This window comes from uncultured Shimia sp., assembly GCF_913054185.1.
Lineage (GTDB): Bacteria > Pseudomonadota > Alphaproteobacteria > Rhodobacterales > Rhodobacteraceae > Shimia.
Genome location: NZ_CAJXIV010000019.1, coordinates 1 through 22,303, shown reverse-complemented (window position 1 = coordinate 22,303; position 22,303 = coordinate 1). Strand labels below are relative to the sequence as shown.

The following is a 22,303-nucleotide window of genomic DNA, read 5'->3' as shown; positions in this document are numbered from 1 at the left end:
CACCCTTGGTGAAACGAACGTTTCGAATCTTGACCCGAGCTAAAACATATGAATAATCCCTGTCAAGTGGAGGGATTCGTGAACAACACAGACCGTCTTCAAGAGCGGGTTGCGGGGAACTATGCCGACCTAAGCGTCAAGCTTCGGGAAGCGGCAGATTTTGTTGTAGCTAATGAAATGGACGTGGCGGCAAGATCCCTGCGCTCAATTTCTTCTGCAAGTGGCGTTTCCCCTGCCACGCTGTCACGGCTTGCACGAGCCCTAGGCTATGAAACCTACGAGGAACTTCGCGAAGTCTGCCGAAAATCTGTCGGAGGGCGCACAAGTTCGTTTTCTGAACGGGCTCAACGGCTCAAAACAACTGCGAACTCCGTAGATTCTATGTATGAACTGCAAGCGACTGCCTGTATTTCCAACATTTCGGGTCTCGCAGACTCACTCGACAAACACCGACTTCAAAATACGGTGACCGCGTTAGGCGACGCGCGATCAGTAGTACTATTTGGCGCCTTTGGTTCCACTGGAATCGTTGAATACATGGCCTACTTGGCCAACTATTTCTCAACCAATTGGACGTTGGCAGGGCGCATGGGGGCCTCTTTAGGTGCATCATTGGCGTCCTTAACCCCAGCAGACGTTTTACTCGTGATCACGAAGCGCCCCTATGCTGATAGAGCGGTGCGAGCCACTCAAGCCGCACAAGATATTGGGGCAAAAACCATCGTGATCAGCGACAGTCACACCTGTCCCGCGATCAAATATGCAACTTTTCCCTTTATTGTTCCGTCAGATAGTCCACAATTCTTCTCGTCTTATGCGGCGACTCTGGCATTGATGGAGTCGATGATTGCCATGCTTGTCGCGCAATCTGGCGAAGGGACAAGCGACCGCATTCGCGAGGTGGAGCGGCGCAATCAAGACCTGGGTGATTTCTGGGTGGACTAAAGACAAAAAGACTGAAATTTCAATACTATCATCAACTAGGGAGCCTAAGATGATTTCGAAACTGAAACTGGCCGGTGCGGCCATTATCGCCTCCATGGGCATTTCTGCGGGCGCTTCTGCTCAGGAGTTTATCTCCATTGGCACCGGTGGCGTAACCGGCGTTTACTACCCGACAGGTGGTGCAATCTGCCGTTTGGTCAACAAAGGCCGCAAAGAGCACGGCATCCGTTGCGCCGTGGAATCCACTGGCGGATCTGTCTACAACATCAACACCATCAAAGCGGGCGAATTGGAATTTGGCGTTGCCCAATCTGACTGGCAGTACCACGCATACAACGGCACTTCCAAATTCGCCGACAACCCATTCCCCGACATCCGTGCAGTATTCTCTGTGCACCCTGAGCCGTTCACTGTGATCGCGCGCTCTGACGCGGGTGTGAACAGCTTTGCCGACCTAAAAGGCAAACGCGTCAACGTCGGCAACCCAGGTTCTGGCCAGCGCGCGACTATGGAAGTGGTGATGGATGCTTATGGCATTGGCATGGACGACTTTGCTCTGGCCACAGAGTACAAAGGGTCCGAGATGGCTAAGCAACTGTGTGATGGCAACATCGACGCGATGATCTACACCATTGGTCACCCTGCTGCGGCGATCAAAGAAGCCACCACAACATGTGATGCGACCCTTGTCAGCGTAACAGGCCCTGAAGTCGAAAAACTGGTAGCGGACAACCCGTTCTATCGTGTGGCAACCATTCCTGGTGGCATGTACAAAGGCACCGATGGCGACACCACAACATTTGGTGTTGGCGCAACCTTTGTAACCAGCGCAACCGTTCCTGACGAAGTTGTCTACATTGTAGCAAAATCCGTGATGGAAAATGTGGAAGACTTCCGCAAGTTGCACCCTGCGTTTGCTAACCTGGACCCAGCTGAAATGGTCGAAGATGGCCTCAGCGCGCCACTGCACCCAGGTGCCGAAAAAGCCTACATGGAGCTGGGCCTGAAGTAAGTTCAGCCTGAGTTTACAAGTATAGGAAGCGCCCCGAAATGCACTTCGGGGCGCTTTTCAACGAATGGGTTCAACGGGGAAAATTATGGCTCAAGATCATCAAAATGATGGCACCGCCAAAGCCGACGCACTTGTTGCAGAAGTCGATACTGGCGCACGCAACGCCGACGGTTTTCAAGGTCAATTGATCATCGCGATCTGCATTATCTGGTCGCTTTTTCAGCTTTATATCGCTTCAAAACTTCCGGGAGTTCTCGCGCAAACAACAGGATTTTCCGGATTTGCAAACATCGTGGGGCAAGCGCGTTACATTCACCTTGCCTTTGCGATCGCCTTGGCAATTCTCGCATTCCCGATGTTCAAATCGTCACCGCGCGATCGTATTCCGCTTTACGATTGGGCGCTGATTGCACTGGGTGTTGGCGCCTGCTTGTACCTCGTTGTGTTCCGCTATCAGATTGCGGACCGCCCAGGTCTTTGGACGACGACAGACATCACAATGTCTGCGATTGGCATGATGGTTTTGATGATCTGCGTGTATCGTTCGCTAGGTCTACCGCTCGTCATCATTGCAGGATCTTTTGTCCTTTTTGCCTTCTTTGGCGGAAATTCCGAGTGGGTGCGAGATATCACTAACTACGGTGGCGCATCGTTTTCCAAGGCGCTTGGGCATTACTGGATGCAGACCGAAGGTGTCTTTGGTGTGGCACTTGGTGTGTCTACCTCGATGATCTTCTTATTTGTGCTGTTTGGTGCTCTTCTTGATCGTGCTGGCGGTGGGAACTGGTTCATTAAAGTAGCAATTGCTCTGCTTGGCGCCCTGCGTGGCGGACCTGCGAAGGCCTCGGTTCTGAGTTCTATGATGACCGGCATGATTTCCGGCAGCTCGATTGCTAACACCGTGACCACCGGTACCTTCACAATTCCCTTGATGAAGCGCATCGGCTTCCCGGCTGAAAAAGCCGGTGCTGTCGAAGTTGCGTCCTCCACCAATGGCCAGCTGACTCCTCCTGTTATGGGGGCTGCGGCCTTCCTGATGGTGGAATATGTCAATATTCCCTACATCGACGTCGTCAAACATGCCTTCTTGCCGGCCGTCATTTCGTACATCGCTCTCTTGTATATTGTGCACCTTGAGGCGTTGAAAATGGAGATGAAAGGCCTCAAGAAAGCTGGCCGTCACATTGGCCCGATCATGATCATGGTCCTATTTTTGACAGGTTTTTTGGGGCTGGCTGCGATCACCTTCGTGATGATTGGAATTCGCAACTTACTTGATCCCATGATGGCTGACAGCATTTACGCAGCCGTTGTTTTACTGGCGATAATGTACCTGGCATTGTTGTACCTCGCGTCGAAATATCCCGACGTCGCAATGGATGATCCAAACGCACCTCTAGAGGCCCCTCGCCTAACGCCCACGCTTTTGGGCGGTGCTTACTACTCCTTGCCAATCTTTATCCTGGTTTGGAATTTGATGGTCAAAACGGAAACGTTGGACCGCCTGTCACCGGCGCTGTCTGCATTCTGGGCAACAATCTTTATGATCATCGTTGCTCTCACGCATCGTCCAATCAAAGCGTTTTTCCGCGGTGAAACCGCGCTAAACGTGGCCTTCTCAACGGGATGGTCTGACTTTGTGCAGGGGCTGATCATGGGCGCACGCAACATGATTGGCATTGGCGTCGCAACAGGCGCCGCTGGCATCATTGTTGGCACCATCAGCCTGACAGGTGCGCACCAAGTGATTGGTCAAGTGATCGAGGTTATCTCAGGTGGCAACTTGATCCTCCTGCTGGTTTTGGTTGCAATTTTGTCGTTGATCCTAGGCATGGGTTTGCCGACCACGGCGAACTACATCGTGGTGAGCTCTCTCATGGCCCCGGTCATCGTGAGCGTTGGTGCTCAGGCGGGCCTTGTTGTGCCATTGATCGCGGTGCACATGTTTGTGTTCTACTTTGGCATCCTCGCCGACGACACGCCTCCGGTTGGGCTTGCGGCTTATGCTGCGGCGGCGATCTCTCGTGGTGATCCAATCAAGACTGGTATCCAAGGCTTCGCTTACGACATTCGTACCGCCCTGCTGCCGTTCATGTTCATCTTCAACACAGATCTGCTGTTGATTGACGTGAGTTTGGGCAAAGCCATCTTGGTGTTCTTCATAAGTTTGATCGCGATGCTCATATTTGCAGCTGCAACTCAAGGATACTTCATAGCCAAATCCAAACGTTGGGAAAGTGTTGCGCTGCTCTTTATTGCGTTCATGCTGTTCCGCCCGGATTTCTTCCTGGATCTGGTGACTGAGAAGTACCAAAGCGTGACGGGCCCTGCGGCGGTGCAACTTGTTGGCGAACAGCCGGAAGGCAGCCTGATCCGCTTTAAGGTGGAAGGTCCTGACTTTGACACTGGAGATAATCGGGCCACAACCATCACCATGGTGTATCCCGGTGGTGAACCTGGTGAGGCAATGACAGAAAATGGCCTCGCGGTTTTGGAAGAAGATGGGAAATTGCTTCTCGAAGAACCTTTCCCAGGTTCGCCATACTTTGGTTCGCTTGGCACTGAGTATGACTACTACGGCGACAACCCCGTGGTGATTTCTCAAGTAGAAGTCGAAAATGAGCGCATGCCCAAAGAGCTGTTCTTCATTCCAGCATTGTTGCTGCTTGCCGGATTGATGCTGATTCAACGGCCTCGCGCCACGCAGCCTGCATTCTAGGGAGATGTGATATGTTTAAGACCCTACTACTGACTGTAGACGTGAATGACCTGAAAGGGTCTGAACGTCCTGCTGCGGTTGCCAAAACAATGGCGGAGCGTGACGATGCTGAGTTGCACATCATGAATGTCGTGCCAGACTACGGAATGTCGATTGTTGGTTCGTTTTTCAGCGCAGATCACAACAAGGCCATTCTTCAGGAAGCCAAGGTTGCCTTGGAAACTTGGGCAGGTGAGCGCTTCGCGGATTTACAGAAAGTGCGCCTGCACGTCGATCAAGGCACCATTTATGATCTGGTGCTGAAGGAAGCGGAAAATGTCTCTGCGGATGCGATTATCGTGGGCGCACATAAGTCACAGCTGAAAGACTATTTGATCGGCCCCAACGCTGCTCGAATATCGAGACATGCCAAACAATCGGTCTTTGTCGTACGCTGAAACCAAAGAAGCCCGTTTTTTGCGGGCTTCTTTTTTTGCCACTGATCAAAGCCTTGGGACGGACACGTCCCATTCTTTTTGAAAGACCACTTTCCCTCCCTCTTTGGCCTGTAAGTGGCCTTTGATGAAGAAACTGCCTGAATCAGCGCTCATATCCAGCTCAGCTTTGATCGCCACACCCCAATCCCCACGCGACATGTCACGTTCCCAAACAAAACTGGCAGTTGCAGAATTTGGATCAGTGTCGCCAATAGAAAACACTTCCCGGTGTTTCGTTCTGCTTTCCAGGCCAGTTTCCAAATCCCGCAAGCCCCCATCGTCGCTTTGAATTTCTTGGCGCGTCAAACGCTTGCCAATGTCGCGTATGACGCGCTTGCTCTCGTCGCCAACACTCAGTCGCTTTGTTGGCCGCGGGCGTGCCGACTTTGGCGGATCAAATCGCCACTCGTCGCCCTTTGACACATTTCGGATTGGAAGCTCAATTGCGCCCAAAACAACATCAAGTGTCGTCAGCTCCGATTCTGGCCACACAAAAGGCCAGTAGCTCGTCGACAGAGCAACACGTAACTTATGCCCTTGAGGGACGTGGTAGGCACATTGATCCAGAGAGACCACCGCATCGAAGTTTTCTCCTATAGGCACGTCAATGAGGGCTTCATGTCCTTCCCGGTGCCTGAGGTTCAGAAATCCGTGTGTAATCAGAGTACTCTCACCACATGGGTGCACATCACAGAGCCGAACCGCGATCTGTGCCTTGGGCGTGTTGGAGCGAAGTTTCACCCGTAGTCTTGGTGCGCCAACCAAGTCCAATGCTTCACGTATTGGGTCCCCATCAAAGCAACTGCTGCGTATGTCATCGCTCCTTTGATCGTCCGGCAACTCCCCCGGACCAAACCCGAAAGGAAAAAATTCCCCCGCAGCTTGCCCAACAGCTAACTCCGGCAGAACTTGCCGTTCTGCCGGCGCGAGAGTCTCCGAGAGAATCTCCCCATCCAAGTGAAGAGTCAGAACGCTCCCCTTGGAGCCAACTCCGTCCGCAATCCACCGCCCTGGACGAAGGTCATAGGTCACCTGGGGCGGCACACTGTCCATGAGCCAGCGACGCATGTCCGGCAAAGACGCAACTTCGTTCTCTTTGCCCTTTAGCCAATGGTCCCACCACAAAAGCAATTCCCCTAAGAAATCAATCTGAGGACCCGGAACGGCAAAATGCGGGTATTTGTGGTTCCAAGGCCCGATGAGTCCTTTTACCGGAGACGCCAGATTTTCGACCAAATGGGAAATGGTATTTCGATACCCATCATGCCAACCGCCAACACTTAAAACGGCTGCTTGGATTGCGCTGTAGTCCTCACAAACCGATCCGTGCTTCCAATAAGCATCCCGATTTTGGTGCTTTGCCCAAGTTTCGGCTAAAAACGGAGTATTCTTTAACCGGTTCAGCCACATCTCACGCCATTGAGGCCCAACTATCTGTGGATCTGGCGGCAGGGCAAACCACCCCAAAACGGTCGCCGCCCAAGCCGGATTTTCTCCGAGCATGACGCCACCTTTGTAATGAATGTCATCAGCAAATCGATCCACAGTCGAACACAGGCTGGCGATGGCTTTTAAAGCTGGAGGCGCAAGAGCCGCAATTTGCAGCCCGTTGAAACCACCCCAACTGATGCCCATCATTCCGACATTGCCGTTGCACCATGATTGCCGTGACAGCCATTCTATGACGGCAATCCCATCATCCAATTCTTGTGGCGAGTATTCGTCTTCGAACAGGCCTTCGCTATCGCCGCAGCCGCGCATGTCTACGCGCACACAAACATAGCCATGGCCCGCGAGGTAAGGATGTGTCAGCGCATCTCTTTCGGCGGTGCCATCACGCTTACGATACGGGAGGTACTCCAAGATTGCGGGAACTGGCTCGGCCGTCTTGGGCAGCCACATGCGCGCAGACAACCGCACACCATCCGGCATTTCGATCCAAACGTGAGGATCTTCCTGAACCTCAAATGGAAACTCATCGACAATCTGCATTGGTCCCTCCCTGCACTGCTGCCACATTGCAGGGTTTGCGACCGGTTTGTCAGAAAAACTATTCCAAAAATGCGCGTATTGCTTGGCGCGCCCGTTCACGTTTCTCCTGGCACCTGTAGTCAGACACAAAACGTCGAAACAGTTGCTCACCCAAAAAGAATGGCAAAGCCGTGCGGCGTTCGCCTTCAGGGACCACGTCAATTGACAAAAACGCACGCCAATCATCTTGCGCAATGCCAAACCGAGTTTTGCCAGAACTCTCAGGCGCGACCAATTGCAAATCTACGAGATATTGCGCGGCAGCGCGTGACACCGACGTCCAATGTGCCCCCCCGATGTTAACCCCACATAGGGTGCTGTCTTTGAACACAAGGTTTTCAGCCGAAAACCAAGCTTGCCCGTGAATTTGCGTGATTTCCATGCCCTTGATCAGGCGAGCGCGTTTGGTCAAATTTGACAGCAGCCCTTCTAACAAGGCGCAATCCTCATCGTCTTCGATATTGTCCAAAGACCACTCTTTTAGAATCTTCAGGCGGAACAGCGATGCCAGTTCCGTCTGCTTGATACGCCCCTGGGTTGCTTCGTCTAGCCACTCTGCGCCCATGCGTACAAACTTTGACCGACGAGGACCCGAGGCCCCTGCAATCTTTTGCACTAAAGGCACACCCGGCGCTTGGGTCACGCACAAGACGCCATACTCTTCGTAAGCAAAAATGGCTTTTTCAGCGGTGAGATGGTCTGAGACCATGGTGTCTTGCAAGTGGCGTAACTCAGCCGCGCGCGCGCTTACGTCCTGCTGGCCTTCTGCAGATAAGTACCGACAAACACGCACCTTCCGGTCGCCGATTGCCCCGATGAATTCATGATAGTCATCGTCGATAACCAAACTGCGCCGAAGTTTCACAGATTTTGCTTCAGCAAGTCCCCGGAACAACTGTTGTGTTTCGGCGACCGCCTGTTTGTTCTTGGGCCCTGCCTGGTCCTCCGATGTCGTGCCACGGATCCCCCGAAGCCCTAGCCGATCCTCGGTGAACCCCATCGTCTCAAAAACCTGAAGAAGTTTATCTTCTAATAGCCAATCCTCGACGGACACGGCGTAATTTGAAAAATACCAGTGCAAATACTTCGCGTAATCATGTTGGCTGGCCAGAGCTGCACTCAACGCAGTTGGAAAGCCGCCGGGATCGCGGACGGTTTCAGCAACATGGTGGAAATCAGATTTTCCGAATAGGATCGCTGGCTTTTTATGCAAAAACCCTTCAATGGCAACCGCGGAATTGTAGCTGACGGTGGCAGAACATTGACGCAGAATGTCATGTATATTGGCGTCGGTTGGCTCCACCGCCAACCCGTCCTGTAGGAGATTTAAGATCAGTTGAGCATCGTCAAGCTGTTTGCTTACAGGGTGCGCTTTCACCACCACAGCTCGCCCGCCGGCGTTCTCCGCCACTGTGCGAAGCAACGTTTCGTTGTCGCAATAAGCAGTGCCCTGCCGGTGGGGGTTATCGCCCTGAAGAAAGACGGCAATACACCCGTCAGGGATTTCCGTGGCTTCGTCTTTTGGACCATAACGTGACCGACGTTTTTTCACCAAGCGGTCATGCAATCCTCGGAATTTCGAATTGGCGAGTACAGCATTCACCTCAGCTTCAGAAAACTTGGCGTCACCGGCCATGCTTTCCGCCAACACACCTTGCGGGTCGAGATGGAAATAAGGTGGTAAATAAGCTAATGCCGTGTTCAGAGCGTTGCCTTGCTTGACCATGCCGTTTTCAACGACATGTAAGTTCTCAGCTTCCAAACGGTCGAACCAATCCGTCCGTTCCTTCGACCGCAGCGTTTCGTGACGACGGCGCACTTCGACCTCGCCTCCTCGAGAGACAATCAACGCATGAATCTTATGAAAAAGTGCCAGATGGGTCAGTTCCAGATAATTCTCACGGAACTGCTTGGGCAGATGAAACACAACCTTGGCGGCCAAAACTGCCTCCATAAACAAAAGCCATATCTCATACGAACCTGACGAACGGTGGTGTCCACTCCACATTCCTTGAGGCGGCACCGCAGACAATATGCAAATCAAAATGCAGCGGGCATTATTAGGGGGGCTGATCGCCCCCCATTTTCCTGCCTGTCCGTAGGTCGCTTCGCTGATTGTAATGGTGTTGGGGCGAAAGAGACGTTGCTTAGACTATACGTGTCCCGATTCGAATCAGTCAACCGGATGATTTGACCTCAGCCCCCACCTCCATAGCTACTCCGACTTAGGAGTTTTCTCGGAGCACTGCACCAGCAAGATAAAGCGATCCACAAATCAATATGCGGCTTTCAGGTGACTTGGACACCACGTCTTGCAGCGCCTCTAGGACACTGGCACTCTCGACGGCCTGCATACCCGCCTGCCGTGCAGATTTCGCCGTTTCAGAGGCCGGAAGCGTGTTGCTTTCTCCGGGAATAGACACAGCAGTCAAACTTTCGGCGATCTGCGCGAGAGGTGTCAGATACCCAAGGATGTCTTTGGTGTTCAACATGCCACAGACGAGATGGGTCGGCCGCTTTGGCAACGTTGAGATGACATCCGCCAGCGCCTTGCCAGCAGCCGCGTTATGCCCTCCGTCGAGCCACACCTCTGCGCCATCCGCAGCTTCGAACAGTGGCCCGTCTTTCAGTCGTTGCATACGGGCGGGCCAGGAGACGTTCGTCATTGCTGCTTCGCAAGCCGCCTCGTCTGCATCTAAGTGGCGCAATGCCGCCAAGGCAGCACCCGCATTTTGCACCTGGTGCGCACCAGCCAAAGCAGGGAGAGGAAGATCCAGCAATCCGCGTTCATCTTGGAAAACGAGACGCCCGCGTTCTTCAGACACGTGCCAGTGCTGACCGTAGGCAATCAATGGCGCACCAATACGCATCGCGGCGCGTTCAATCACGTCCATGGCCTCGACGGGCTGCGGGCCAACGACACAAGGAACACCACGCTTAATAATTCCTGCTTTTTCCGCCGCAATCTCCGCAACCGTCTCCCCTAAAAACTGCTCATGGTCTTTGGAAACAGGTGTGATGACGGTCAATTCGGGGGCGGTGATCACATTGGTCGCATCCAAGCGCCCCCCCAAACCAACCTCCAGCAACGTGTAGTCGGCAGACGTGCGTGAAAACGCCAGAATGGCGGCACACGTGGTGATCTCAAAGTAGGTGATGTTCTGTCTGTCGTTGGCTTCCCAACACTCGTCCAAAACCGCCGCTAAATGCGCTTCATCAATAAGCTCCCCCGCCAAGCGGATGCGTTCATGAAACCGCGCCAAGTGCGGGCTGGTATAGGCATGAACCTTGTCCCCCCTACCTTCAAGGCCAGCGCGGACCATAGCCTGCGTGCTGCCTTTGCCATTTGTCCCTGCCAGATGCACAACCGGAGCCATCTTTTTTTGAGGGTTGCCCAGAGCGTCCAAAAGGCGCCACATGCGATCCAAGGTCAGATCAATGATTTTTGGGTGAAGCGCCATCATACGGGCGAGGATTGTGTCCGACGTATCGTATTGAGCGACCATGAAGCACTCCATCTAAAAGGGGGGCTATTAAACAAAACGGGCCCTCGGTTTATGTTCCGAAAGCCCATTTCTCTCGACGCATAAGCGACTGATTTATTCCGTTTTCGCCTCTTCGGGTTTTTCTTCCGGAGTCTTAGGCGAGGTTTCCTCTTTCTGAGGAGCAGGCAGGTCACCGGCCACTGCAGGAGGCATACCCATTAGCATTCGGATAATCGACACCAATTCGGCTTTGAGTTCGGTTCGCTTTGTCACGCGATCAAGCATGCCGTGGTCCAGCAAATACTCGGCGCGCTGGAAACCTTCAGGCAATTTTTCTCCGATGGTCTGCTGAATCACCCGAGGACCAGCAAAACAGATTAGCGCGTTGGGTTCGGAAATCTGAACATCACCCAGCATGGCATAAGACGCCGTTACTCCACCGGTTGTCGGGTGTGTCAGGACAACAATATACGGCAAACCTGCTTCTTTGAGCATCTGCACCGCAACGGTTGTGCGGGGCATCTGCATCAAAGAAAGAATGCCTTCCTGCATCCGAGCACCACCGGCTGCCGAGAACAACACCAATGGGCGCTTCAGGGCGATGGCACGCTCCGCAGCTGCAATGATCGCATTGCCGACATACATGCCCATGGAGCCGCCCATAAAGGAGAAGTCCTGGCACGCGGCCACAATTGGGGTTCGACCAATATCACCTTCTGCCACCAACATGGCTTCTGCCTCGCCCGTCTTTTTCTGCGCGGCCTTCATGCGTTCTGGATATTTTTTCTGATCCCGGAACTGCAGAGGATCAGCGACTGGTTCTGGTACATCCACCTCGACAAACACACCACCGTCAAACAATGCCTCAAACCGATCCCGCGGGGAAATCGACATATGATGGTCACATTGCGTGCAAACGTTTTGGTTGCCCTTCAGCTCGCGGTGAAACAACATCGTCCCGCATTCGTCGCATTTGGTCCAGAGATTGTCTGGAACTTCTCTGCGAGAAAAGATCGAGTTGATCCGCGGACGGACGTAGTTGGTGATCCAGTTCATGTGATCAGTGTCCTCTGGTTCCAATCTCGGATGAGATAAGACGCTACGTCAGAAAATGCAATCTCAGTCATGCTCCAGTAGCACCCCCAAATCCCTTTTTTGGCACCGTTAAAATGTACATTTCATCTCCAATCACAGCCGAAGTGCTACATTTACGGGACAGACACAGGGCAACACACTGAGAATTCATGGGGATTGGCCTGAATGGACATTTGTCCTATCGCAACCATTTCGCTAAATAATCATAACGAAGGCCGCAGATCGTTTCGCCGCCAGCAACAATGAGACATGGTTCCAAGGCAAATGGCAAAAAGCAGACGTTTTTTTCAGCAGGCGCTTCAAAGCGGATTGTCCAAGTATTGGGCGCGTAATGCACGCAAGGCCTCTGAAGCGGATATTGCCACCTTACGGGCGCAACGGCGCAGAGCCAGAACCCTTCGTCAATATCTGGATACTGTGATTGCGGTTTCCGAAAGCCGTTTGGCTTTGCCCATCATTGGCTCAAACGCCTTTCCCAAGCCCCATGGGACAGATTGGTCGTGGCGCCCGGCTCTTTGGCGGGAGCCTATTCCTGCTAAAGGCCGCGCCGCGGTGGAAAACAAAGAAATGCTGGGCGAGGAAGTCACACTCTTTCATGACTGTCGCATATCTGAGCTCACCCTGCGACAGCTCAGAAACCACAGGGAAAAAGACCTTGCGCCGTTTGGCCTGCGCATGGATGTTTTTCGGTTTGACGGCTCCTTTCTATCTCTGGTTATCGACATGCCGCAGGAAGCGGTTTCTGGCCTTAAGCGGGAACATGTTGTGCGCATGGACACGATTGTTGAGATGGAGAAGCCGCTCGAAATTTTTGCCCGTTTGAACATTCGTCATGGCCCCAACACAGAGCAAATCGTGCGGGAACTGCCGCTCCAGGCTGAAGACATTCGTGTCGAGTTTGATCTGGCCTATTCAAACCTCAACGAAAAGAGGGTCGAAAAAATGTGGATCGACCTGATCTTTGAGGGCCCCGAGATGAACCAAGTTGTCCTGAGGGACGTTACCTTCTCCCGCCGTCCACGGGCTGAGTTCTAAAACAAACACAAAGGGATGGCCGCATGACCGAACTAACGCTGACAAAAACCCGCCTATTTGAGGGTACTTGGGAAGGGGCTCTTAAGTGTTCAGAAGACACCAGTGCAAAGCCGCAAGTTGACGTCACTTACTTAGGTGAGCCGATTCAGGATGTGTCGGTTGAACCAGCGGAAGATATTGGCCTCTGGCGACTGCGTTTCCCTATCCCAAAGGAAAGCATCTCAGACGGCGTTCAAACTGTTGTCATCGCCGATCACACTACGGGTAAGCGGCTCGACACCGTCAGCTTTATTGCCGGCGAAGCCTTGGCGGGAGACCTGCGTGCGGAAATCGACCTCCTTCGCGCGGAATTGGACATGTTGAAGCGGGCGTTTAGGCGCCATTGCGTTGAAACGATGTGACCATCTGGCAGGCTTGTTCTTCGCCCAACCACATGCCAGTTTGCGCCGAGCAACGAGAGCAACACCATGACCCCAGACACACTTGCGATGAGCCAACACGACCAGCTGTTGTGGGGATCGGTTGTTCTTAGCGTTTGTGCACTCATTCATGTCGGCCTACTGGCCGCGATGATTGAGGTACTGGCTCATATTGGCCGTTGGGTCAAAAACCGATCTCGCATGTTTAGAACAACTGTTGTTGTTGGTGCGGCCTTTGTCATGATCGTAAGTTCACACACCATTCAGGTTTGGTTCTGGGCGGCGGTACTGCTTCACATGAATGCCTTTGATTACCTTTACGACGCACTTTATTTCTCACTCGTGACCTATACGACCGTGGGATATGGCGACGTTGTTTTGCCTGTCGAATTCCGGGTTTTTGGCGCGTTCGGCGGGGTAACAGGCATTCTTTGTTTTGGTATTTCCACTGCCTTCCTAGTGTCTCTCATCAACAAATTGCTTCCAAAGTCGCTGGAGTAAAGGCTGCCAACCCCAGTTCGCAATTGCTTTCTGGAAACACTCGCCTATTTTCTAGCGCATGATGAAAATTGCATACACCATGGCGCATGGGCGCGGAGAGTTGGACCTACTATTATCCGATTTGGCGGAGCGCCTAGAAGCACGCGGCCTTAAGACCCGCGGGATTGTACAGACCAATACTGAGTGCGGTGCCACGCATGGGTGTGACATGGATGTACGTATCTTGCCGGATGGCCCGACCATTCGCATTTCGCAGAATTTAGGAAAAGACGCTCAAGGTTGTCGACTTGATCCGGACGCAATGGCAACCGCGATCACAGCAGTTGGACAATCGATGCAAGCCGATTTTGACGTTTTCCTGCTCAACAAGTTTGGCAAACAGGAAACGGAAGGCGGAGGGTTTCGGGACTTGTTGGCAGACGCCTTGGAAAAAGACGCGACGGTTATTGCGGGCACAAATCCTTTAAACTCTGAGGTGTTTGAGGAGTTTTCGGGCGGTATGGCAACCAACGTGCCCGCCGACATCGAATCCCTCTTGGCCTGGTATGACCAAGTGAACCAATAGGCCGGTGTCAGGCGACTTCTTCACTTTCAATCTCTTCTAACCAAGGGATTTCACCATCATTGGTTAGAAGAATTGCCACAGGTCTGGTCGCACGGAAAAACGACATGATGGTCATAATTCCGGAGGTCAGAATGACAGATAATATGGCACCAATCAGCCCCCAAACTGCGGCCCAGGACGCCAAAGACACCATCACAATCACCGGGCTCAAGTTCATGGAGCGTCCCATAAGACGCGGCTCCCAGAAATAGCCAACACCAAATTGCGCACCACACAGCGCGGCAAACAACAGCGCCACATCCATGTTAAGCCCCCAGTCACCAACGGCAAAAAGCATGGGCAGCGCCATCGCAATCCAAGACCCGACGTAAGGGATGTAATTAAAGATTGCAGTGGTCACGGCAAAGAAGGCCGCAAATTCAAGCCCGAAGAACAGAAAAATCACCCAGCACAGCACACCAAGCACCACGTTAATCAAGGTCTTGGTGGTGAAATACGTGCCAATTTGCGCGGTGATCAGATCAATGGTTTGCCAAACATTGGACTGCGACTGCTGATCCGGAACAATCGCGGCGACCTTTTTTGGAATACTATCCCGCTCAATCAGGAACAAGATGGCGTAAAGGAAAACCAGCGCCAGGTAACCCGCTGAATAACTGACCGAATTCACCGTCATGCGGATGAGCCGTTGAATGTCGATATTGTCAAAAAACAGCCGATCCAATGATTGCCAGGTCAGTTCAAATTCCACATCAAAGCGGGCGGCAACCTCTGAGGATGTATGAGACAGGCGCTCCAAGTACCCTGGCATTGCCCGGACCACCGGATCCAAGTTTCTGGCAAAAAAACTGATCAGACCAGCAAGCACAATAAATAGCACTACGGTTGTCAGCATCATGCGCAGCCAATCTGGTACATATTGTGAATAAAGTGGGATGCGGCCCATGAAGCGGGAAATGCCGTCCATCAGAAAGGCCAGCAACGCCCCCAACACAATGGGTACAAGGATAGCTTGAGCGGCATTTAGAAACCAGCCAGTGGCAATAGCGGCCAAAATAGCAAGGCTAAGTGTAGCCACGCGCAGGGATGCGTTAATCTGTGACACCGGTGATTTACTCCTTGCACGTCAGCATCATCCTACCGTTCAGGCAGGCAGGGGCAAGCTGAGAAAAATCTCCTAGAAAAGTGCTCGGCGAATGAGGTTAAGGGAGGCAATCAGCAACACCACAAGTGTCATGCGTTGGAACATTTTCTGGTCAATACGATCCGAAACCTTCGTCCCCAACCACACACCCAACATGGCGGGCAAAACCAGAAAAACCGACAATGGCGCGGTTTTGACGTTCAGCACACCAGAGCCCAAGTGAGCCAGCAAAAGGGCCACCGCGCCCAGGCCATAGATTACACCCTGAATTCTGATTTGCTCCGTCTTTTCCGTGCCAATCGCCGTTAAATATGAAACCGTGGGAGGGCCCCATACACCTGACACACCACCAATTGCGCCCGCAAATGCGCCAACAGTAACTTCACCTCGCGCAGTGGGTTTTGAGATGCGCAGCGGACGGCCAAGCAGTTGCAGCACAACAAACACGGCAACTGGCGCGCCAATCATGACCAACAATACATTTTCTGGCACCCAACGGACGAACTGGGCACTGACTACCATGACGATGCCCCCCGAAATCAGGAAGCGCCGGAAACGCATTAGGGATTGCAACGCCGCCGTTGCGCCATGCCTGAAGGCTTGGAAGCCATTGCTGGCCAATGTTGGGAAAATAAGACCAGCCAGGGCAATTTCGGGAGAAAGAAATGTACTTAGCCCTGAAATCAAAACCATAGGCATGCCAAAGCCCACCATGCCCTTGATAATCCCGGCGAGTAACGCAACGCTCGCACAGAAAACCAACGCTTGAGGTGTATAAGTCAAAAATAGAGAATCCATACCCCGCTATAGGCCCCTAACCACACACCCTGCAAAGACTTCGCGCGAAACAAACAACCAAATGATGTGGGGTTTTGGTATTTTTGTTGCGCTGCACCTGCAAAGTGATTATGTCACGGTGCAGCATTAGAGGGTTTTTGACGTATGGCGCATGATGGACAGGACTTGGCGATGACAAACTCAGTGATTCTTCCTGATCTTCTGAAATTGACCGGTGCAGCCGTTGCGCCGGTGGAAAGCATCTTGGAGACCGCAATTGCGCGGGTGAAAGAGACTGTCTCCGAAGAGGGTCGCGTTTCCGGAAAGCTCATCGAGCAAAATCAAACAGCGGCCCATGGCCTTAGCTGGTTGGCCACTTATGCCCAGTCGCTGAAGCAAATGCAGGCCTGGGCTGAAAAATTGAACGGCGAAGGCAAATTTGGCGAGATCGAACAGATCATCCACCAAATCGCCTTTGGTGAGTACCTCTGGCAGGTCTATGGCGGCATTCCGATGAGCCAAGGCGAAATTGTGCGCCTTCAAGATCTTGGCCTGACGCAGGATGAGACCCGCGGTCTGATGGCGCCAGAGGTCATGACTCTTTGTGACAAGGGCAACTCTCAAGCCGCCCGCATGCGCCTTGTAGAACTGATGCAAGAGCAGGCGGCAAACATCACAGTGGGTCAAACAGGCCTTGATGAAGAGCTAGAGATGATCCGCGAACAGTTCCGCCGGTTTGCTGTGGATCGTGTAGAACCAAACGCCCATGAGTGGCACCTCAAAGATGAGCTCATTCCAATGGAAATCATTGAAGAGCTTGCGGAAATGGGTGTGTTTGGCCTGACCATTCCGGAAGAATACGGCGGCTTTGGCCTCTCCAAGGCTTCCATGGTGGTTGTCTCTGAGGAATTGTCACGTGGCTATATTGGTGTAGGCTCTCTGGGCACCCGTTCTGAAATCGCGGCGGAGCTGATCCTCTGTGGTGGTACGGAAGAGCAGAAACAGCAGTGGCTGCCCAAACTCTCCAGTGCGGAAATTTTGCCGACGGCCGTCTTTACAGAGCCAAACACTGGCTCCGATCTTGGCTCTTTGCGCACACGCGCGGTGAAGACCGAAGATGGCAACTGGGACGTAACAGGCAACAAAACCTGGATCACCCATGCGGCCCGCACCCAAGTGATGACGCTTCTGGCTCGTACCAATCCGGATTCGACGGACCATCGCGGGCTGTCGATGTTTCTGGCTGAAAAAACACCTGGCTCTGAAGAAGATCCCTTCCCAACCGAAGGCATGACCGGTGGTGAAATTGAAGTGCTCGGCTATCGCGGCATGAAGGAATATGAGCTGGCTTTCGACGGCTTCAAAGTCAAAGGTGAGAACCTTTTGGGCGGTGAAGAAGGTAAAGGTTTCAAACAGTTGATGGAAACCTTCGAGTCGGCCCGCATTCAAACAGCGGCGCGCGCGATTGGTGTTGCGCAGTCCGCGCTGGATGTGGGGATGCAATATGGCATCGACCGCAAGCAATTTGGCAAGTCATTGATCAATTTCCCACGCGTGGCTGGCAAGCTGGCCATGATGGCCGTGGAAATTATGATCGCCCGCCAACTGACCTACTTCTCCGCTTGGGAGAAAGATCACGGCCATCGCTGTGACCTTGAGGCTGGTATGGCGAAGCTTCTGGGCGCTCGAGTGGCCTGGGCGGCTGCGGATAATGCCCTGCAAATTCATGGTGGTAACGGCTTTGCGTTGGAATACAGCGTGAGCCGCATCCTGTGTGACGCGCGCATCCTCAACATCTTTGAAGGCGCGGCGGAGATTCAGGCGCAGGTGATTGCGAGACGTTTGCTGAGCTGACACCCGCTCTCAGTTAGACAGCAGACATTGCGCGGCTCCTTCGGGGGCCGCGTTTTTTTTGACATGTGTTAACTGGGGAGCGGCGGCCAAAATCCGCCGAAATCTGCGTCTGTATCGCGTCGGTATCGCGTCTGTTTTGCGGAGGTGCGCAATTCGGGGCAGACTGTTCCGGGAAATATGAACGCAACGTGCGCTGTTGCGGTGAATTTAAACCACATCATGCGCCCAAAGACCCATTGGAAGGGAACCCAAATGCGCTGTATCACCATCACATATGACTACGACGGGGACGACATGGTGTGGGTGGCCACCTGTGAGGCCTTCATCAATGCGGTGGGCAATGACCCGGACGCTCAGGGGTTCTCCTACCAAGTGGCCGTGGCCGACAATGGCGTGACGCGCATTCATTGGGGACGCTGGGACAGCGACGCCACGCTGAAACACGTTCAAAGCCAAGAATATTTCGCCACCTTCGCGGCTCGCGTGAAAGAGTTTGCTGACGGCGCGCCAAATGCGGTGGTCGCGACGCTGCGCGACCACACCAGCAATTGGTAATAGTTTAGGCCGTTACTGTGCGGGGTGCGGGTGCTTTATCCGCACGAACGCCCATTGCAATTACGGCTGAGATCAATCCGAAAATGATCCATTGCGGCATGACCGTGAGGTTGCCAAGCAACACCACGCCGTAGCCGATGAAGAGTCCAACAAACCCAAGCTGTGTCGCGATCATCAACCAGGCCATTGGGGCATTGGGATTGCGTGCGAGCCAAACACAGCCCGCGCCAAATACCAACAACATCACCGTCACTGCGTGCCACACCACCGCCCCAACTGCGCGGACGGCCGGGTGCAGGTCGCTCTCCTGGATCGGCACGTGTATTTCCGGACCGCCCAGAAATACATGCACGCCGGTTGTCACAAAAAACAGCCCGGCTGCGGTCATCATCCACTTGTTCATCGCATTCTCCAATACCCATACGCTATCGTATGGACAGGGGTGACTCCAATGCTTGCGAGAGTCAATACGGTGCCGTATGTTCAAGCATGGCAAAACGACTTTCAAAAGACGACTGGATCAAAGCAGGCTTTCTGGCTTTGACGGAAGCGGGCCCCAAGGCCCTCAAGGCAGAACCACTGGCGCGGCGTCTGGAAACGACAAAGGGTTCATTTTATTGGCACTTTGACGATGTCCCGGCTTTTCACACAGCGATGATGGCGACGTGGGAAACCCGTGCTTTTGCTGAGATCGTCACGCTGGTTGACCAGCAAGGAACGGCAGTGCGTAAATTGCGCGAATTGGTGCAAATTGCCGCAGCCGGACCTCCAGAAGATTTTGGCGGCATAGCAGCGGAACCTTCGATCCGAGCCTGGGCACGCGACAACACAGATGTCGCCAGAGCTGTTGCACAGGTCGACACCAAGCGAATGGCCTATGTGCAGGGATTGTTTGAGGAGCTTGGATTGCGCAATCCGGAGTTGACGCGTGTGTTTTATGCCGCCTTTGTAGGTATGGAAGAGCTTTCCACACATGACGGGATCACAAATGGCCCGGCGCTGGGAACTTTGGTTGATTTGATTTTGGCATTACATGAGGCAGACGGATGAAATTCGGTTTTTTGGCGATGACAGCACTGTTGGGATTGGTCGCGTGCGATCCTTCTGAAACGGTTACCAAATATGGCGGCATGGACTACGACTGGCAATTGACCGAGGTTGACGGCGCACCTGTAAACTATTCGGCCGTGGTTGCGTTTGGCCCACACGGCAGCGTCAATGGCATGGGGCCGTGCAATGGATTTTCCGGCTCACAAAACAAACCGTACCCATGGATCGCGATTCAAATCCACTTTGTTGAAGAGCTGTACTGCTCCGGCATCGACAATGAGGAAGCCTTTTTGGCATCGTTAGTGGAAATGACTGTGGTGGAAGTGTCTGGCGACAGCTTGGTAATGAGCAATGACGCTGGACGCGAGATGGCGTTTAAGGGGCATTAAGCCTCCGCCTAAAGAGGTCCACAAAACGGTCGCGCGCCTCTGGCAAAGGCTTGCCGCCAAGGTCCGGGGCCAGCTTCTCGGACAAAAAATATCCTGTCGTTGAAAACGCTTGAAGGATTTCACCGTCAGGAGCATCGCCTTCTCCACGCAGAATTGGCGGCAGTGGCAGCAAACGGTCAGCCCACGCCCCCGCCCCCTTTGAGGACACCGCCCGACCGGATTTTGGTGATACGTAGATCAGATCTTGGGTGCTGCCCGTGACAGCGCATTCGGTGAGATCGAGACCATATCCAAGCTCTGTCAAAAGCGCCATTTCCCACTGCAAATAAGCAAGTGGCCAAAGGTCGTTTTGCCCTAGGAGATCAAGCAGCTGACTGCTTTTCGCATAAAGCTCTGGGTGCGGTTCACGATCTGGCAAACAGAAGGCCAGCAAGGCTGTCACGGAATTGAGGCCTGCAAGCGCAAACCTGTCGGATAGGGCGGCAGCGCGCGATCGCATAGGTTCAACGGTGAAGCTGCCAATGTGATCTGCCAATCGCGCCCGCCATGACAAATCAAGCTGCCCACCTGGCTGAAGGATTGGGGTCATCTTTCGACTCACGCCGCCACGAACCACACCGGAGTGGCGACCATGCTCCGCCGCAAACACCTCCAGGATCACCGAGGTTTCGCCGTGTTTGCGTGTGCTAAGCACAAAGCCCTGATCGCGCCAATCCATGGCCTCTCCTTTGGGCGTAGAAAAGCCTGCAAACCCAAGAAAGGGAAGAGGTTTCTTGGTATCAGTCCGAGAGGCCGGGCTCGTCCAAGAGATGGCGGCCTTGTCGGTCTTCCACCTCGATCACCCAAACATCAGTGTCAAAACTGCGTTGCCGAGCCAGGGCAGCATCGACCTCGGGCTCATCACCTTCTGCGAGAACAACCCATTGGCGATCTCCGGTCATAAGATCAAAACTACGCTGAAAAACAATGGCTTTACCGTCCAATGTATTGAGTTTCACCAATACCGCCCCGGCAGTGTTATCACCATGCGCCACCACAAATGCGGGTATATCTGCCAGGCGTAAACGAGCCAAATAGGCGTGCACCCAAAACTCCGCTGTTAACCGCATGACAACTCATTAAACCCATGGTAGTAGTCCACACCCGCCTTGCGGGTAATTGGTATGCAAGGACTTTGAACAATGCGCCCGGAACTCAGAATTCCATGGACGGTGCGGCTTATGTTTTTGGCCGCTTTGATACTCATTGGCCTTGAGGCCGGAGGAATGATTCCGTCCGAAAAAGTGCCAGCAAACCACATCGCTATTGCGTTGTTTGCTGTGGCGGCCGTGATCTGGGGCCTTTTGGCCGTCATGCGTTTCCGTCGCTGAACTTAAGCCCCATTTCGGAATAACGCTCTTTCTCTTCGAGCCAGTTCGGACGAACTTTTACCTGCAAGAACAGGTGGATACGACGCCCCATAAACTCCTCAAGCTCTTCACGTGCGGCCTTTGAGACGGCTTTGATGGTCTCGCCTTTGTTGCCCAGCACGATGCCTTTGTGACCGTCGCGCATGACATAGATCATCTGATCCACTCGGGCGGATCCGTCTTTGCGCTCATCCCAGCTCTCGGTTTCCACCGTCATCTGGTAGGGCAGCTCTTGATGCAGGCGCAGGGTCAGCTTTTCGCGAGTGATCTCAGCGGCAATCATGCGCATTGGCAGATCAGCAATCTGATCCTCAGGGTAGAGCCACGGACCTTCGGGCAGCTCTTGCGCCAGCCATTTGCGAAGATCCGCGCAACCAAAGCCTTTTTCTGCCGAGATCATAAAGGTCTCGATAAAGGGATAGCGTTGGTTCAGATCTTGGGTCAGCGCCAGAAGCACGTCTGATTTCACGCGGTCAATTTTGTTGATTGCCAATGCGACGCGGCGGCCTTCGCCAAACTCTTGCAAACGCTCGAGAATGGCCTCAACACCTTTGGTCACACCACGGTGGGCCTCAACCATCATCACGATAACATCGGCATCTGCCGCGCCTCCCCATGCCGCAGCCACCATGGCGCGGTCCAATCGACGGCGTGGGGCAAACAGACCTGGTGTGTCCACAAACACCAGCTGGCTCTCGCCTTCCATGGCCACACCACGGATGCGGGAGCGGGTGGTTTGCACCTTATGCGTCACGATCGAGACCTTTGCCCCCACCATTTGGTTGGTGAGCGTGGATTTGCCCGCGTTGGGCTCTCCGATCAGGGCAACGAATCCGGCGCGT

Annotated in this window: 22 protein-coding genes; 12 read left to right on the top strand and 10 right to left on the bottom strand. The window is 53.4% G+C overall.

The window, feature by feature from the left end:
• Positions 1–78: 78 nt before the first annotated feature.
• From QZ517_RS06310 to QZ517_RS06295, 4 genes are all read left to right on the top strand, one after another.
• Positions 79–945 carry a MurR/RpiR family transcriptional regulator gene (locus QZ517_RS06310; RefSeq protein WP_294223848.1) on the top strand — a complete coding sequence of 289 codons (867 nt, stop codon included), beginning with the start codon at positions 79–81 and terminating at the stop codon, positions 943–945.
• Positions 946–994: 49 nt separating this feature from the next.
• Positions 995–1,957 (top strand): TAXI family TRAP transporter solute-binding subunit, encoded by a 963-nt coding sequence (locus QZ517_RS06305; protein ID WP_294223846.1) that lies wholly within the window; start codon positions 995–997, stop codon positions 1,955–1,957.
• An 85-nt stretch (positions 1,958–2,042) separates the two neighbouring features.
• On the top strand, positions 2,043–4,676 hold the full coding sequence (locus QZ517_RS06300; protein WP_294223843.1) for a TRAP transporter permease: 2,634 nt from the start codon (positions 2,043–2,045) through the stop codon (positions 4,674–4,676).
• 11 nt (positions 4,677–4,687) lie between these two features.
• Positions 4,688–5,113, top strand: a complete 426-nt coding sequence (locus QZ517_RS06295; protein WP_294223840.1) for a universal stress protein — start codon at positions 4,688–4,690, stop codon at positions 5,111–5,113.
• Between the two features lie 45 nt (positions 5,114–5,158).
• Here QZ517_RS06295 and QZ517_RS06290 read toward each other — a convergent pair whose 3' ends face one another.
• From QZ517_RS06290 to accD, 4 genes are all read right to left on the bottom strand, one after another.
• Positions 5,159–7,144, bottom strand: coding sequence for a CocE/NonD family hydrolase (locus QZ517_RS06290; protein WP_294223837.1), 1,986 nt, complete (start codon positions 7,142–7,144; stop codon positions 5,159–5,161).
• 58 nt (positions 7,145–7,202) lie between these two features.
• A complete protein-coding gene (locus QZ517_RS06285) occupies positions 7,203–9,125 on the bottom strand; it encodes a hypothetical protein (protein ID WP_294223834.1) in 1,923 nt (640 codons plus the stop codon).
• A gap of 283 nt (positions 9,126–9,408) precedes the next feature.
• A complete protein-coding gene (locus tag QZ517_RS06280) occupies positions 9,409–10,689 on the bottom strand; it encodes a folylpolyglutamate synthase/dihydrofolate synthase family protein (RefSeq protein WP_294223831.1) in 1,281 nt (426 codons plus the stop codon).
• 93 nt (positions 10,690–10,782) lie between these two features.
• Positions 10,783–11,724, bottom strand: coding sequence for an acetyl-CoA carboxylase, carboxyltransferase subunit beta (accD, locus tag QZ517_RS06275; RefSeq protein WP_294223829.1), 942 nt, complete (start codon positions 11,722–11,724; stop codon positions 10,783–10,785).
• A gap of 303 nt (positions 11,725–12,027) precedes the next feature.
• Between accD and QZ517_RS06270 the strand changes: the two genes are divergently transcribed.
• The 4 genes from QZ517_RS06270 to QZ517_RS06255 all read left to right on the top strand — a co-directional run bounded on the left by QZ517_RS06270 (position 12,028) and on the right by QZ517_RS06255 (position 14,283).
• A complete protein-coding gene (locus QZ517_RS06270) occupies positions 12,028–12,798 on the top strand; it encodes a DUF6478 family protein (RefSeq protein ID WP_294223827.1) in 771 nt (256 codons plus the stop codon).
• 23 nt (positions 12,799–12,821) lie between these two features.
• On the top strand, positions 12,822–13,199 hold the full coding sequence (locus tag QZ517_RS06265; RefSeq protein WP_294223824.1) for a hypothetical protein: 378 nt from the start codon (positions 12,822–12,824) through the stop codon (positions 13,197–13,199).
• A gap of 66 nt (positions 13,200–13,265) precedes the next feature.
• Positions 13,266–13,718, top strand: coding sequence for a potassium channel family protein (locus QZ517_RS06260; RefSeq protein ID WP_294223821.1), 453 nt, complete (start codon positions 13,266–13,268; stop codon positions 13,716–13,718).
• Between the two features lie 58 nt (positions 13,719–13,776).
• Entirely contained in the window at positions 13,777–14,283 is a 507-nt protein-coding gene (locus QZ517_RS06255) for a DUF2478 domain-containing protein (protein ID WP_366766010.1), read from the top strand.
• Positions 14,284–14,290: 7 nt separating this feature from the next.
• Here QZ517_RS06255 and QZ517_RS06250 read toward each other — a convergent pair whose 3' ends face one another.
• Positions 14,291–15,388, bottom strand: a complete 1,098-nt coding sequence (locus tag QZ517_RS06250; protein ID WP_294223818.1) for an AI-2E family transporter — start codon at positions 15,386–15,388, stop codon at positions 14,291–14,293.
• Between the two features lie 72 nt (positions 15,389–15,460).
• On the bottom strand, positions 15,461–16,225 hold the full coding sequence (locus QZ517_RS06245) for a sulfite exporter TauE/SafE family protein (protein WP_294223817.1): 765 nt from the start codon (positions 16,223–16,225) through the stop codon (positions 15,461–15,463).
• 144 nt (positions 16,226–16,369) lie between these two features.
• Here QZ517_RS06245 and QZ517_RS06240 point away from each other — a divergent pair, with 144 nt between their 5' ends.
• Positions 16,370–18,058 carry an acyl-CoA dehydrogenase family protein gene (locus QZ517_RS06240; RefSeq protein WP_294223815.1) on the top strand — a complete coding sequence of 563 codons (1,689 nt, stop codon included), beginning with the start codon at positions 16,370–16,372 and terminating at the stop codon, positions 18,056–18,058.
• Between the two features lie 252 nt (positions 18,059–18,310).
• On the top strand, positions 18,311–18,613 hold the full coding sequence (locus tag QZ517_RS06235; RefSeq protein ID WP_294223813.1) for a hypothetical protein: 303 nt from the start codon (positions 18,311–18,313) through the stop codon (positions 18,611–18,613).
• Between the two features lie 4 nt (positions 18,614–18,617).
• Here QZ517_RS06235 and QZ517_RS06230 read toward each other — a convergent pair whose 3' ends face one another.
• Entirely contained in the window at positions 18,618–19,016 is a 399-nt protein-coding gene (locus tag QZ517_RS06230) for a hypothetical protein (RefSeq protein ID WP_294223810.1), read from the bottom strand.
• Between the two features lie 86 nt (positions 19,017–19,102).
• Between QZ517_RS06230 and QZ517_RS06225 the strand changes: the two genes are divergently transcribed.
• Both QZ517_RS06225 and QZ517_RS06220 read left to right on the top strand, forming a co-directional pair.
• Positions 19,103–19,663, top strand: coding sequence for a TetR/AcrR family transcriptional regulator (locus QZ517_RS06225; RefSeq protein WP_294223808.1), 561 nt, complete (start codon positions 19,103–19,105; stop codon positions 19,661–19,663).
• Positions 19,660–20,052: an META domain-containing protein gene (locus QZ517_RS06220; RefSeq protein ID WP_294223805.1), complete on the top strand. Its 393-nt coding sequence runs from the start codon at positions 19,660–19,662 to the stop codon at positions 20,050–20,052. The genes QZ517_RS06225 and QZ517_RS06220 overlap by 4 nt, the downstream gene beginning before the upstream one ends.
• On the opposite strand, the gene recO is transcribed toward QZ517_RS06220, so the two are convergent.
• The 3 genes from recO to era all read right to left on the bottom strand — a co-directional run.
• Positions 20,039–20,770 (bottom strand): DNA repair protein RecO, encoded by a 732-nt coding sequence (recO, locus tag QZ517_RS06215; protein WP_294223802.1) that lies wholly within the window; start codon positions 20,768–20,770, stop codon positions 20,039–20,041. The genes QZ517_RS06220 and recO overlap by 14 nt on opposite strands.
• 61 nt (positions 20,771–20,831) lie before the next feature.
• Positions 20,832–21,161, bottom strand: coding sequence for a DUF1491 family protein (locus tag QZ517_RS06210; RefSeq protein WP_294223799.1), 330 nt, complete (start codon positions 21,159–21,161; stop codon positions 20,832–20,834).
• Between the two features lie 241 nt (positions 21,162–21,402).
• Positions 21,403–22,303: GTPase Era (gene era, locus QZ517_RS06205; protein ID WP_294223797.1), on the bottom strand; the 901-nt coding region annotated here is incomplete at its 5' end.